The organism is Pseudomonas sp. CFBP13509, from assembly GCF_005233485.1.
Taxonomy (GTDB): domain Bacteria; phylum Pseudomonadota; class Gammaproteobacteria; order Pseudomonadales; family Pseudomonadaceae; genus Aquipseudomonas; species Aquipseudomonas marginalis.
Window position 1 is genome coordinate 77532 of the sequence record NZ_QGAA01000009.1, and the last position, 13947, is coordinate 91478.

Consider the following 13947-nt stretch of genomic DNA (forward strand, 5'->3'; position numbering starts at 1 on the left):
CCACGAATTCTAAGCGGAGCAGTTATGGTTGATCGGCACGACTACGTGGCCCTCGAATGGGTCAAGGGCGACATTGCCGAAACCCTGAAACAGGCCCGTTCGGCGCTGGATGCATTTGTCGAGACCCACGACGATGGCGTGATCAGCCAGTGCCTGGACGCTATCCACCAGGTGCATGGTGCGCTGCAAATGGTCGAGTTCTACGGCGCGGCGCTGCTGGCCGAAGAGATCGAAGAACTGGCCCTGGCGCTCCAGGCCGGGCATGTCGGCCAGCGCGAGGAAAGTATCCGCCTGCTGCAACAGGCCCTGGGCCAACTGCCGTTGTACCTTGACCGGGTGCACAGCGCTCGCCGTGATTTACCGCTGGTGGTGCTGCCGCTGCTCAACGACCTGCGCAGTGCCCACGGCGAAAGCCTGCTGTCGGAAACCAGCTTGTTCAGCCCGCAACTGCTGTCGATTGCGCCGCTTCCCGATGACGCCCTGGCTCAACGCGCGCCGGCCGACCTCCAGGCGCAACTGCGCCAGTGGCATCAACTGTTGCAGCAAGCCCTCGCCGGGCTGCTGCGTGAAGACCACGGGCCGAGCAACCTGGAAGATATGGCGCGGGTGTTCGCGCGCCTTGAGGCGCTGTGCCAGGGCGCGCCGCTGTTGCCGCTGTGGCAAGTGGCGTCGGCGCTGGTCGAGGGCATGCTCACCGGCGTAGTCGCCAACAGCCCGGCGCTGCGCAGCCTGCTCAAGGCCAGCGACAAGCAGCTCAAGCGCCTGCTGGCACAGGGCATCGGCGGGATCAACCAACCCGCACCGGATGAACTGCTCAAGAGCCTGTTGTTTTACGTCGCCAAAGTCACCCGACCGACCCCGCGCATGCAGAGTCTGAAAGAGCGCTACAGCCTGGATGAGGCCTTGCCCGACAGCACGGTGGTGGACGCCGAACGCGCGCGCCTTGCCGGGCCGGATCGCAACGCCATGGGCTCGGTGCTCGGTGCGTTGTGTGAAGAGTTGGTCCGGGTCAAAGAGCGCCTCGACCTGTTCGTGCGCAGCGACCGCCAGCACACGAGCGACCTCGACGCGCTGCTGGCGCCCCTGCGACAGATTGCCGATACCCTCGCGGTGCTGGGGTTTGGCCAGCCGCGCAAAGTCATCATCGACCAGCTGGCCGTGGTATTGAGCCTGGCCCAGGGGCATCGCGAGCCCAACGATGCGGTGTTGATGGACGTCGCCGGCGCGCTGCTCTATGTGGAAGCCACGCTGGCGGGAATGGTCGGCACCGTCGAGCCGGAAGGCCATGAAGAGAGCCGCCTGCCCACCACCGACCTGACCCAGATCCACCAGTTGGTCATCCGCGAATCCTGCCAGTGCCTGCAGCAAGCCAAGGAGCTGGTGATCGACTGTATCGAAGCCGATTGGGACCGCCAGCGCCTGGAATCCCTGCCGGAACTGCTGAGCCAGGTGCGCGGCGCGCTGGCGATGATCCCCTTGCCCCGCGCGGCCAGCCTGATGCGCGGTTGCACCGATTATGTCGACGAACAGTTGATGGTCAACGACAACCCGCCGTCGGAGGTACAACTGGGGCATTTCGCTGACGTGATCAGCAGCCTGGAGTATTACCTCGAACGCATGCTCCAAGACCCGGACGCCGCCGGTGAACGGGTGTTGGAAATGGCCACCCAAAGCCTGGCTGCGCTGGGCTACCTGCCTGCCGAAAAACCCTGGCGCCAGGCGCTGGCAGCACCCGATGGCGCGCTGTCGAGCGAGGTTGCGCCCAGCCAGTCGCAGTTCGACGCACTGGCCAACCCCACTTCGGGCCTCAATCCGCCGGCCTTGCAACGCCCCGGTAGCCTGCTGCCGCCGCCGGCCGATGAAGCGCCCATCGACGATGAACTGCGCGATGTCTTCCTCGAAGAAACCGAGGAAGTCCTTGAGGTGCTGCACCGTCACCTGCCCAACAGCGCGGACAAAACCGCCCAGGGCGAAATGCGCCGCGCTTTCCACACCCTGAAAGGCAGCGGCCGCATGGTACGCGCCCTGGTGCTGGCGGAGCTGGCCTGGGCCGTGGAAAACCTGCTGAACCGTGTGCTCGAGCGCAGTGTGGCCCTCGGCCCCGAGATCCAACAGGTGCTGGATGACGCCGTGGCCCTGCTGCCGGCATTGATCGCCGACTTCGCGACGGGCGAGCAACACCAGCGCGATGAGGTCGACGCCCTGGCCGCCCGCGCCCACGCCTGGGCCAACGGCGCAGGGTCAGGCGCCGAACCCCACGATCCGATGTTGCTGGAGATCTTCCGCAACGAAGCCCAGAGCCATCTGGACAGCCTCAACCACTTCCTGCAACAGGCCGCCGAGCATGTGCCGCTGCAAGTCAGCGATGAACTGCAACGGGCCCTGCACACCCTCAAGGGCAGCGCCTACATGGCTGGCGTGTTGCCCATCGCCGAGCTGGTGCGCCCACTGGATCACCTGACCCGCGAATACAAGGCCCATCGCCTGCCGCTGGACCTGGACGAAGTCGAGTTGCTGCTGGAAGCCGAAGGCCTGTTCCAGCGCGGGTTGCGTCAACTGGACCGCGATCCCCTGGTGCCGATCAAGGGCGCGGATGACTTGATCCGCCGTACCCAGGCCCTGCTCGACCATCAACTGGCCGCGCTGCTCGACGCCCCCAACACGGGGTTGCGGATCAAGCGCGACCCGCAACTGATTGCCAACTTCCTGGCCCAGGGCATGGACATTCTGCTCGACGCCGAAAGCCTGCTGCGCCGCTGGCAGCAACACCCCGGCGAACGCCAGGAACTCACCGCGCTGCTGGATGAATTGACCACGTTGGGGGAGGGCGCGCATGTTGCTGACCTGCACGCCATCGATGAACTCTGCGAAGCCTTGCTCGACCTCTACGGCGCCGTGGAAGAAAGCAGCCTGGCGGTCAGCGAGCGGTTTTTCCATGAGGCCGAACAGGCCCATGAGGCGCTGATCAGCATGCTCGATCAATTGGCCGCCGGCCAGGAAATCATCCCGGCTCCGGCACGTGTACACGCCCTGCGCGAACTGCTGGACGATGCGCTGGACCCTTCTGCCACCGGCCTGATCAAAAGCGACGGCAGCCGTACCCTGAGCATCTCCGAACTGGGCGCCGCCACCGCGCAACTGCAGGATGAAACGTGGATCGACGATGAACTCGTGGAGATCTTCCTCGAAGAAGCCGTGGATATCCTCGACAGTGCGGGGCAGTCGCTCAAGCGCTGGCTGCTGGAGCCGGACAGTGCCGCGCCGTTGTCGTCCCTGCAGCGCGACCTGCACACCCTCAAGGGCGGCGCGCGCATGGCCGACATCGGACCGGTGGCCGACCTTGCCCATGAATTGGAGTGCGTGTACGAAGGCCTGGTGGATCGGCGCTACAGCTACTCCAGCGAGCTGTCGCAGGTGCTGATGGCCAGCCATGAGCGACTGGCCTTGCAACTGGAGGAACTGCAGCACCATCAACCCTTGAGCGACAGCGCCGAACTGGTCGCCAGGTTGCGCGCGCTACGCCAGGGCGGCATGCCGGCTGCACAGGCCGCTCCACCTGCGGAAACGCCGGGCACCGACCCCGAGTTGCTGGACATCTTCCTCGAAGAAGCCGCCGACATTCTCGACAGCTCCGGCAGCGCCTTGCTGCGCTGGCAGGCCGAGCCGAACAATCGCCAGGAAGTCGAAACCCTGCTGCGCGACCTGCACACCCTCAAGGGCGGCGCGCGCATGGTCGAGATCGGGCCGATCGGTGACCTGGCCCATGAGCTGGAATTTCTCTACGAAGGGCTGTCCGCCGGTTTGCTCGCGCCGTCCGCCGAACTGTTCGCGTTGCTGCAGGGCTGCCACGACCGCCTGGCGCAGATGATCGACGCCGTGGCGGATGGGCTGCCGGTGGGGTCGGTGGACAAGCTCATCGAACGTATCAAGAGCCTGGTGCACCCCAGCGATGAGCCCGTGACGCCCGTGGCGCTGCCCGCAGGCAAGGTCGAAGCGGTGGTTGATCCCGGCGCCGACATGGTGAAGATTTCCGCTGACCTGCTGGACGACCTGGTCAACCTGGCCGGCGAGACCTCGATCTTCCGTGGTCGTATCGAGCAGCAAGTCAACGACGCGCGCATTGCCCTGCATGAGGTGGAAACCACTATCGAACGCATGCGCGACCAACTGCGCCGCCTCGACACCGAAACCCAGGGGCGCATCCTCAGTCGTCAACAGGCCGAGGCCGAGCGCCTGGGCTATGAAGAATTCGACCCGCTGGAAATGGACCGTCATTCGCAGTTGCAGCAACTGTCCCGGGCGCTGTCGGAATCGGCCTCCGACCTGCTCGACCTCAAGGACACCCTCGACCGCCGCAACGAGGACGCCCATGACCTGTTGCAGCAACAGGCGCGCATCAACACCGAGTTGCAGGAAGGCCTGATGCGCACGCGCATGGTGCCCTTCGAACGCATGCTGCCGCGCCTCAAACGCATCGTGCGCCAGGTGGCGGGCGAGTTGGGCAAGGACGTGGAATTCATCGTCGGCAATGCCGAGGGCGAGATGGACCGCAATGTGCTGGAGCGCATGGCGGCACCGCTGGAACACATGCTGCGCAACGCCGTCGACCATGGCCTGGAATCCCGCGATGCGCGGCTGTTGGCCGGCAAGCCGGAGAAGGGCCGCATCACCCTGGACCTGGCCCACGAAGGCGGCGATATCGTTTTCGACATGCGCGACGACGGTGCCGGCGTGCCCTTGGAAGCGGTGCGGCGCAAGGCGATCAAGCGCGGTTTGCTCGCCCCTCATCAAGAGATGAGCGACCGTGATGTGTTGCAGTTCATCCTGCAGCCGGGGTTCTCCACGGCGGAAAAGATCACGCAGATTTCCGGGCGCGGCGTGGGCATGGACGTGGTGCACGAAGAAGTGCGCCAGCTCGGCGGCTCGATGTTCATTGACTCGACACCGGGGGAGGGCGTGCACTTTCGCATCCGCCTGCCGTTTACCGTGTCGGTCAATCGGGCGTTGATGGTGCACTGCGCGGACGATCAATACGCGATCCCGCTCAACACCATCGAAGGGCTGGTGCGGGTGCTGCCCCATGAGCTGGCGGGGCACTACCAGCAGGATCCGCCGTGTTATGAATATGCCGGCCAACGCTACGAGCTGTTTTACCTGGGTGACCTGCTGCACACCGTCGGTCGCCCGAAATTACTGGGCCAGTATCAACCCGTGCCGGTGTTGCTGGTGCAGTGCAACGAGCGCCGTGTGGCGGTGCATGTGGACGCCATGGCCGGCACCCGGGAGATTGTGGTCAAGGGCCTGGGCCCGCAGTTTTCCGGGGTGCAGGGGTTATCCGGCGCGACCATCCTGGGGGATGGGCGCGTGGTGTTGATCATCGACCTGCTCGCGCACATCCGCGCCCGGCAACCGGCCTTGCCGGCCCAGGCGGTGGATGCTCCGTTGATCCTCAACGACCCGCTGAAAAAGCGCCCGCTGCTGGTGCTGGTGGTGGACGACTCGGTCACCGTGCGCAAAGTCACCAGCCGCCTGTTGGAGCGCAACGGCATGAACGTACTCACCGCCAAGGATGGCATCGACGCCCTTGCCGTGCTCGAGGAACATACCCCCGACCTGATGCTGCTCGACATCGAAATGCCGCGCATGGACGGCTTCGAAGTGGCCATCCAGGTGCGCAACGACCCCCGGCTGATGCGCCTGCCGATCATCATGATCACCTCCCGCACCGGCCAGAAACACCGCGACCGCGCCATGGCCATCGGCGTCAACGACTACCTGGGCAAGCCGTACCAGGAATCGGTGCTGCTCGAAAGCATCGCCTACTGGAGCAAATCCCGTGCTTGACCACCGTACCAGCCAACTCACCGGCCTGCTCCTGCCCCTGGCCGACCGCCACCTGATACTGCCCAACGTCGCCATCGCCGAGTTGATCGACTTCCAACGCGGCGAACCGGCCAGCGATGCGCCGCCGTGGTATTTGCGGCAAGTGACCTGGCGGGATCGGCAAATCCCGTTAATCAGCTTTGAAGCGGCGTGCGGCGAGGCCGGCGTGACCGGCGAACGCTCGCGGATCGTGGTGTTGAATGCACTGGGCGGCCGACCGACGTTGAAGTTTATTGCGCTGGTGATCCAGGGTATTCCACGGTCGTACAAGCTCGATAGCGAATTGAGCTACGTGGACGTGCCGCTGTGCCCGCTGGAACTGGCGGCGGTGCAGGTGGGGGAACAGGTGGCTAAGGTGCCGGATTTGATGGGGCTCGAGGCGTTGCTGGTGGAGTCCGGGTTGGCGTGAATCTAAGTCATGTGAGGATCCCCTGTGGGAGGGGCATCTGAATGTGATATTGCGTAGCAGCTGTCGAGCCCCGGCGAGGCTGCGCTTGCGGCCCGTCTGACACACCGCTGACGCAGCCTCGCCAGGGCTCGACAGCTGCTACGCAGGGAGACTTGCTCAAGCCCTCAATCAATCCGCGCAAACCGCTCAATCAACGGCTGCTCCCGATGCTCGGCCTGCCACAAGTCGTAGGCACTTTGCATCGATAGCCATAGTTGTGCAGTACTTACGCCGGCTCGCTCCAACCGGACGGCAAGGTCCGGGCTGACGGGAGCGTGGCCATGCAAGATCCTTGAAAAAGTTTCGCGGGCAAAGCCAAGACGTTTAGCCATTTCGGTGATGGTGATGCCCAAGGCTGGGACCACGTCCTCAAGCAGAATTTCACCTGGGTGAGGTGGGTTGTGCATACCCATATCGATACCTCTACTCAGTGGTAATCAAGATAATCAACCAGTTCGACCTGATCGTCGAACATCCGAAAAATGATGCGCCAGTTACCACTTATGCTGACTGACCAGTAGTCGATCAGGTCGCCCTTCAAACGGTGGAAGCGCCAGCCGGGCAGATCCAGTGCATCTGGGTGCTCGGCCTTGTCCAGAATGAGCAGCATGCGGCGCAAGCGCTTTGCATGATTTGCGTTGATGCCTCTGGTTGAACCGGTCTCATAGAACGCCCTGAGTCCTTTATGTTTACAGCTGACGATCATGGCGCGATTGTGATGTGATACATCACGCTCTGCAATGGCCTTGCATCGGGATTAACGATCGGGTTCATGATGCCTGCCCGTAGCTATTCGGAGCGAAAAGCCTAGGGACAACGGTTCCGAGCAACAACCTGAAAAGTCTGTCAGATAATTCTCTTCTGAGTGTCGATGATCGTTCCCACGCTCCGCGTCACCCTATTGCAGGGCTTTGGCCTTGCGCTGGCTGGCGGCTGGGGCTTCGGATTTTTCCTGCAAGATTTTGGGTTATGCATGAACTTGTCGCGTGCAGTCAGCGCGCCTAGTCTTCGTCCCGTCATCGCAAAAAACGGTGACACGGACGTGCAAGTCCGGTTACATGTCGGCGCACCAACGCCCATAGCCATTCAACGGGCGTTTTTTATGCCTGCTGTATTTGTTATGGCGGCTGTGCGTGGGAGATCCTTCGGGGTCTGCCGGGGTCCGATATGCCCGGTCTTGCACACCTGCGCACAGCTGCCACCTTAATTCGCGTGCAAGCGGAAAAGGGCAGTCTCCATCACATATCGGAGTTGTAAATCATGGTTAAACCTACCCCCAATCCGCCCGCAAGCCTCTTCACCGTAAACCCCCACCAAAACACCGAAACCCTGCTGGTCAACGCCAGCGAAACCCTGTCCTCCCTCAACGCACTCACCTGCAACCTGGCCTTCGACCTGGACACTTCCCAGCGCGCCATCATGCTTGGGATCCAGCAAATGGCCGAGTTGGGGCAGTTGTTGGTGGATAGAGCTCTGGAGCAGGTCAGCCCTTCTGCGGAAGAGGTCCCAGCCAGGGACTGATCATTCCCTTTTTGGGACCGCCCCTCCCACATTTAGATCATCTTTTGGCTCGGGTCAGCGTTTGCTGATGCTCCATTACTCCAACCGTAACGATCCACCGCCCAGCTTGATTGATGGCCCCCTGAATCACTCCTAAGGTACAGCCCACGACAGCAAACCCGTGGAGCGACCATGACAACAACAATAAACCCCGACTCGCGCTGGACGCGGCGGCGCGACGAGAAGCAGCGGCGGCTGGGGCTGGTCAAAAAAATCGCAGACGGGGCCGTGTTGCCCAGTGACAGGATTGTCGAGGCGCTTGAGGCGCTGATCCTCCCCGGCGACCGCGTGGTGCTGGAAGGCAACAACCAGAAGCAGGCCGACTTCCTCTCGCGCTCCCTGGCCCAGACTGACCCGGCCAAACTCCACGATTTGCACATGATCATGCCCAGCGTCGGGCGGTCCGAGCACCTGGACCTGTTTGAAAAGGGCATTGCGCGCAAGCTGGACTTTTCCTTCGCCGGCACCCAATCCCTGCGCATCAGCCAACTGCTCGAAGACGGCCTGCTGGAAATCGGCGCGATCCACACCTACATCGAGCTCTATGCACGGCTGGTGGTGGACCTGATCCCCAACGTCGTACTGTCCGCCGGTTTCATGGCCGACCGTGCCGGCAATATCTACACCGGCGCCAGCACCGAAGACACCCCGGCGCTGATCGAACCCGCCGCGTTCAGCGATGGCATCGTGATCGTGCAGGTCAACCAGTTGGTGGATGACGTCAGCGACTTGCCCCGCGTCGACATCCCCGCCAGCTGGGTGGATTTTGTGGTGGTGGCCGACAAGCCGTTCTACATCGAGCCGCTGTTCACCCGCGACCCGCGCCATATCAAGCCGGTGCATGTGTTGATGGCGATGATGGCGATCCGCGGCATCTACGAAAAACACAATGTGCAGTCCCTCAACCACGGCATCGGCTTCAACACCGCCGCCATCGAATTGATCCTGCCCACCTACGGTGAATCCCTGGGCCTGAAGGGCAAGATCTGCCGCAACTGGACCCTCAACCCGCACCCCACGCTGATCCCCGCCATCGAAAGCGGCTGGGTGGAAAGCGTGCATTGCTTCGGCACCGAACTGGGCATGGAGAACTACATCGCCGCGCGCCCGGATGTGTTCTTCACCGGCCGCGACGGTTCGATGCGCTCCAACCGAATGTTCTGCCAGCTGGCCGGCCAATACGCGGTGGACCTGTTTATCGGCGCTACCCTGCAAGTCGACGGCGACGGCCATTCCAGCACCGTGACCCGTGGCCGCCTCGCCGGCTTTGGCGGGGCGCCGAACATGGGCCACGACCCGCGTGGCCGTCGTCACGGCACGCCGGCGTGGCTGGACATGCGTCACGGCGACGCGCCGGAAGCGCTGCTGGAGCGCGGCAAAAAGCTCGTGGTGCAGATGGTCGAGACCTTCCAGGAAGGCGGCAAGCCCACCTTCGTCAACACCCTGGATGCGGTCGAAGTGGCGCGCAAAAGCGGCATGCCCCTGGCGCCGATCATGATCTACGGTGACGACGTCACCCACCTGCTCACCGAAGAAGGCATCGCCTACCTGTACAAGGCGCGGTCCCTGGAAGAGCGCCAGGCGATGATCGCCGCCGTCGCCGGGGTCACCGCCATCGGCATGCGCCACAACCCCAAGGACACCGCACGCATGCGCCGCGAAGGCCTGATCGCCTTGCCCGAAGATTTGGGCATCCGCCGCACCGACGCCACCCGCGAGCTGTTGGCCGCCAAGAGCGTGGCCGACCTGGTGGAGTGGTCCGGTGGCCTGTACAACCCGCCCGCCAAATTCAGGAGCTGGTAAATGCGCGCCCTTAAACTGCACGAACTCAGCCTCGCGGATCGCCTGGCGGATATGGCCGTCGATGCGCTGATCGATGAAGCCGACCTGTCGCCCAAGCCCGCCCTGGTGGACCGTCGCGGCAACGGCGCCCACAGTGATTTGCACCTGGGGCTGATGCACGCGTCAGCGCTGTCGCTGTGGCCGATGTTCAAGGCAATGGCCGAGGCGGCGCTTGAACTCGGTGAAGTCGGCTTGCCCCTGCGCGAAGCCCTCGGCCGTATCGGGCGCGAAGGCGAACAGGCGATGCTCGTCACCACCCACGGCGTGAACACCCATCGCGGTGCGATCTGGGCCCTTGGCCTGCTGACCGCAGCGGCTGCCCTGGAACCGCGAGCCATAACGCTGAACGCCGCCAGACTGGCCCTGCTCAACGACCGTTACGCGCCCCAATCGATGAGCCACGGCGCCCAGGTCGCGCAACGCTACGGCGCACGCGGTGCCCGTGAAGAAGCGCAATTGGGCTTCCCCGCCGTGACCCAACGCGGTCTGCCGCAACTGCGCCAGAGCCGCCGCCAGAACGTCGGTGAACAGAACGCGCGTCTTGACGCCTTGCTCGCGATCATGACCGACCTGGCCGACACCTGCGTGCTCTATCGCGCCGGCCTGGAAGGCCTGCATGCCATGCAGCGCGGTGCCCAGGCCGTGCTCGACGCCGGCGGCAGCGCAAGCCTCGCCGGGCGCCGCCAACTGCATGAGCTGGACCATCAACTGCTGGCCCTGAATGCCTCCCCCGGTGGCGCCGCCGACCTGTTGGCCGCCTGCCTGTTTATCGACCGCCTCGACGGAGCGTTGTGATGGAAACCTTATCCTTTGAATTCCCCGCCGGGCAGCCGCCAACAGGCCGTGCGCTGGTGGGTTGCGTCGGCTCGGGCGACCTGGAAGTGCTGCTGGAGCCGGGCACGGCCGGCACGTTGACCATCCAGGTACAGACCTCGGTGAATGGCGCCGAACAACGCTGGCAGCACCTGTTCGAACGCATTTTCCAAGAGCAGACGCCACCGGCCCTGAACATTGATATCCACGATTTCGGCGCCACCCCCGGCGTGGTGCGTTTGCGCCTGGAACAGGGATTCGAGGAGATCGGCCATGACTGACTTGCTGGCTAAACACAGCTTCGTGGAACTGGGTGCGCGGCAGCGGGCCAAGGCCTTGTTGGATGCCGGCACCTTTCGCGAACTGATCGACCCGTTCCAGAGGGTCATGTCGCCCTGGCTCAGCCGCCAAGGGGTGGTGCCCCAGGCCGATGACGGCGTGGTGATCGCCAAGGGCAGCATCGGCGACTTGCCCGTAGTGATTGCGGCCATTGAAGGTAACTTCCAGGGCGGCAGCCTCGGTGAAGTGGGCGGCGCGAAAATCGCCGGCGCCCTGGAACTGGCCGCCGAAGACAACCGCAAGGGCATCCCGACCCGCGCCGTGCTGCTGTTGGAAACCGGCGGCGTGCGCTTGCAGGAAGCCAACCTCGGCCTGGCCGCGATTGCCGATATACACGCGGCGATTGTCGACCTGCGCCAGTACCAGCCGGTGATCGGCGTAGTGGCGGGCAGCGTTGGCTGTTTCGGTGGCATGTCTATCGCCGCCGGGCTGTGCAGCTACCTCGTCGTCACCCGCGAAGCGCGCCTGGGCCTGAATGGTCCGCAGGTGATCGAACAGGAAGCCGGGTTGGAAGAGTACGACTCCCGCGACCGTCCTTTTATCTGGAGCCTCACGGGCGGCGAACAGCGTTTCAACAGCGGCCTGGCCGACCGTTACGTGGCCGACGATGCGGCGCAGATCCAGCAGACGGTCAGCGCGTTGTTGCAGCAAGGCGTGCCCGCCCAACAACGCAGTCGCCAGGCTGATTATTACCTCACACGCTTGGCCGAGTTGGACGCCGTAGCGCAAATCGACCCGGCGACGGTGCGCGAGCTGTATCAGGGAGAACGCTCATGAGAGGCTTGCAGTGGTTCAACGCATTGAGCGCCGGCGCTCCAGTTGTAGACGATTTGCCGGCGTCGCTGAGGGTGGCCGACGGTGTATTGGGTGAGCAACAGGTGCGCTTTGTCGCCGTGGTGACCGACGCGCAAAACCGCTTCCCTCGGGCGCGCAATGGCGAAGTCGGCCTGCTCGAAGGCTGGGGCCTGGCCAAGGCCGTCGATGAGGCCATCGCCCGCGGCGACAAGCGGCCCATCATCGCCATCGTCGATGTGCCCAGCCAGGCCTACGGCCGTCGTGAAGAAGCCCTCGGCATCCATCAGGCCCTGGCCGCTGCCGCCGACAGCTATGCCCGCGCGCGCCTCGCCGGCCACCCGGTGATTGCGCTGCTGGTGGGCAAGGCCATGTCCGGTGCGTTCCTGGCCCATGGCTACCAGGCCAACCGCCTGATTGCCCTGCGCGACCCCGGCGTAATGGTGCACGCCATGGGCAAGGCCTCGGCCGCGCGGGTGACCCTGCGCAGCGTCGAAGAGCTGGAAGCCCTGGCCGCCAGTGTGCCGCCCATGGCCTATGACATCGACAGCTATGCCAGCCTCGGCTTGCTGTGGGAGACCTTGTCGGTCAGCCAGATTGAACAGCCCACGGCGGACGATGTAGCGCGGGTCAGTGATTGCCTGGTGAATGCGATCAAGGACATCGGCAGCGCCGATCTACGCGGACGCCTCGGCGCGACTAATCGGGCAGCCTCCAGCCAGGTTCGCCAACTGCTGCGGGAACAATGGTGAACGCCCACGACTTGCTCTGGGGCATGACCCCGGCGCATGCGCCCGCCGATGCACCGGCCTGGGTGCTCGAAGCGCTCGGCGCCGGCCATCCGGTGGTGGTGCGCCGCGCCATTGCCGCGCCGGGGCATGTGGCGGTCGGCGTGCGCGGGCGTTTGCGTGAGCAGCGGTTCGCCGCCGAGATGCCGCTGGCGGCGGTGCAGCGGCGTGTTGCACCGGAAGCCCTGCGCGACGTGGTTTCGTCACGGGATTTACCCGCGCTGCAAGCGCTTGCTCAATTGCGTTCGGTGCTGGTGCACGAGGCATGGGGCGTCAGTGGTAGCGCAGGCTTTGAATTGGCCACCGGCATCGAAGCGCTGCATGCCCAGAGTGATCTGGATTTGATCCTGCGCACGCCCAAGCGCCTTGAACGCGCCGATGCCGAGGACCTGCTGGCGAGCCTGGACACGACGGTGTGCCCTGTGGACCTGCAACTGCAAACCCCGTTTGGCGCCGTCGCCTTGCGCGAATGGGCCAGCGGCTCACGCGGTGTGCTGCTGAAAACCGCCAGCGGCGCGCATCTTGTGCTCGACCCTTGGCAGGCCGTGGCATGAGCAGCCTGCTGGTGTTTCCAGGGCAGGGCGCTCAGCGACCAGGCATGCTGAAGTCGTTGCCCGAACCTGTGCTGGCAGAAGCCAGCGATGCCCTGGGCGAAGACGTGCGCGTGCTCGATTCCGCGCAAGCCCTGGCCAGTACCCGCGCCGTGCAACTGTGCCTGTTGATCGCCGGCGTCGCCCACGCCCGCCTGTTGGAGCGCACCCCGGATTACGTGGCGGGCCTGTCCATCGGCGCCTACCCGGCTGCGGTCATCGCCGGGGCCCTGGATTTTGCCGATGCGGTAAAGCTTGTGAGCCTGCGCGGCCAACTGATGCAAAACGCTTATCCACACGGCTACGGCATGACCGCGATCATCGGCGTGGAGTTATCCACCGTCGAAACACTCCTCGCCGACATCCACAGCCCTGAAACCCCGGTGTACCTGGCCAATATCAACGCCGATAACCAAAGCGTGATCGCCGGCAGCGACGAGGCCATGAAGCGTGTTGCCGCGCGCATCAAGGGCAACGGCATCGCCAAACGCCTGGCCGTCAGTGTGCCGTCCCATTGCGCGCTGCTGGAGCAGCCGGCCGAGGTCCTGGCCCAGGCATTTGTCCCGCTCAAGGCGCCGCGCATCACCTACCTGAGCAGCACCCGCGCGCGGCCGATCCACAACCCCGAACACCTGCGCGACGACCTGGCCTTCAACATGTGCCGCGTCGTTGACTGGCGCGGCACCGTACAAAGCGCCTACGAGCGCGGTGTGCGCCTGCAAATCGAACTGCCCCCGGGCGCCGTGCTCACCGGCCTGTCACGCCGCGTGTTCGAACAAGGCACCGTGATCGCCTGCGAAGGCGCACGCCTGGATACCTTGCAGGCCCTGCTGGAAGAGGAGGAGCGCCGCCACCGATAAAGCACCACCCAAGGCTGTCGAAGCACAAAAAC

12 protein-coding genes are annotated in these 13947 nt (G+C 64.3%); 10 read left to right on the top strand and 2 right to left on the bottom strand.

The features are described 5' to 3' along the window. Nucleotides 1-24: 24 nt before the first annotated feature. A complete protein-coding gene (locus PspCFBP13509_RS16545; RefSeq protein WP_137212362.1) occupies nucleotides 25-5844 on the top strand; it encodes an Hpt domain-containing protein in 5820 nt (1939 codons plus the stop codon). Next, nucleotides 5837-6292 (top strand): chemotaxis protein CheW, encoded by a 456-nt coding sequence (locus PspCFBP13509_RS16550; RefSeq protein WP_137212363.1) that lies wholly within the window; start codon nucleotides 5837-5839, stop codon nucleotides 6290-6292. The genes PspCFBP13509_RS16545 and PspCFBP13509_RS16550 overlap by 8 nt, the downstream gene beginning before the upstream one ends. A gap of 164 nt (nucleotides 6293-6456) precedes the next feature. Here the strand turns inward: PspCFBP13509_RS16550 and PspCFBP13509_RS16555 are convergent, their stop codons facing one another. Together PspCFBP13509_RS16555 and PspCFBP13509_RS16560 are read right to left on the bottom strand one after the other, a co-directional pair. Beyond that, complete coding sequence (locus PspCFBP13509_RS16555; RefSeq protein ID WP_065923840.1) at nucleotides 6457-6744, bottom strand: HigA family addiction module antitoxin; 288 nt, start codon at nucleotides 6742-6744, stop codon at nucleotides 6457-6459. Nucleotides 6745-6758: 14 nt separating this feature from the next. Next, nucleotides 6759-7037 carry a type II toxin-antitoxin system RelE/ParE family toxin gene (locus PspCFBP13509_RS16560; RefSeq protein WP_137212364.1) on the bottom strand — a complete coding sequence of 93 codons (279 nt, stop codon included), beginning with the start codon at nucleotides 7035-7037 and terminating at the stop codon, nucleotides 6759-6761. A 554-nt stretch (nucleotides 7038-7591) separates the two neighbouring features. Here PspCFBP13509_RS16560 and PspCFBP13509_RS16565 point away from each other — a divergent pair. From PspCFBP13509_RS16565 to mdcH, 8 genes are all read left to right on the top strand, one after another. Continuing rightward, a complete protein-coding gene (locus PspCFBP13509_RS16565) occupies nucleotides 7592-7852 on the top strand; it encodes a DUF6124 family protein (protein ID WP_065923838.1) in 261 nt (86 codons plus the stop codon). A 171-nt stretch (nucleotides 7853-8023) separates the two neighbouring features. Next, complete coding sequence (gene mdcA / locus PspCFBP13509_RS16570; RefSeq protein ID WP_065946510.1) at nucleotides 8024-9694, top strand: malonate decarboxylase subunit alpha; 1671 nt, start codon at nucleotides 8024-8026, stop codon at nucleotides 9692-9694. Next, nucleotides 9695-10528, top strand: coding sequence for a triphosphoribosyl-dephospho-CoA synthase (locus PspCFBP13509_RS16575; RefSeq protein ID WP_065923836.1), 834 nt, complete (start codon nucleotides 9695-9697; stop codon nucleotides 10526-10528). Next, the gene (locus tag PspCFBP13509_RS16580; protein ID WP_065923835.1) at nucleotides 10528-10827 is read left to right on the top strand and encodes a malonate decarboxylase subunit delta; all 300 of its coding nucleotides are present in this window, start codon (nucleotides 10528-10530) and stop codon (nucleotides 10825-10827) included. The genes PspCFBP13509_RS16575 and PspCFBP13509_RS16580 overlap by 1 nt, the downstream gene beginning before the upstream one ends. After that, nucleotides 10820-11662, top strand: a complete 843-nt coding sequence (locus PspCFBP13509_RS16585; RefSeq protein WP_065923834.1) for a biotin-independent malonate decarboxylase subunit beta — start codon at nucleotides 10820-10822, stop codon at nucleotides 11660-11662. Before PspCFBP13509_RS16580 ends, PspCFBP13509_RS16585 begins: the two co-directional genes overlap by 8 nt. Further along, nucleotides 11659-12429 (top strand): biotin-independent malonate decarboxylase subunit gamma, encoded by a 771-nt coding sequence (mdcE, locus tag PspCFBP13509_RS16590; protein WP_065946509.1) that lies wholly within the window; start codon nucleotides 11659-11661, stop codon nucleotides 12427-12429. The genes PspCFBP13509_RS16585 and mdcE overlap by 4 nt, the downstream gene beginning before the upstream one ends. After that, nucleotides 12423-13019 (top strand): malonate decarboxylase holo-ACP synthase, encoded by a 597-nt coding sequence (locus PspCFBP13509_RS16595; RefSeq protein WP_137212365.1) that lies wholly within the window; start codon nucleotides 12423-12425, stop codon nucleotides 13017-13019. Before mdcE ends, PspCFBP13509_RS16595 begins: the two co-directional genes overlap by 7 nt. Next, nucleotides 13016-13915: a malonate decarboxylase subunit epsilon gene (mdcH, locus tag PspCFBP13509_RS16600; protein ID WP_065923831.1), complete on the top strand. Its 900-nt coding sequence runs from the start codon at nucleotides 13016-13018 to the stop codon at nucleotides 13913-13915. The genes PspCFBP13509_RS16595 and mdcH overlap by 4 nt, the downstream gene beginning before the upstream one ends. Nucleotides 13916-13947 lie beyond the last annotated feature (32 nt).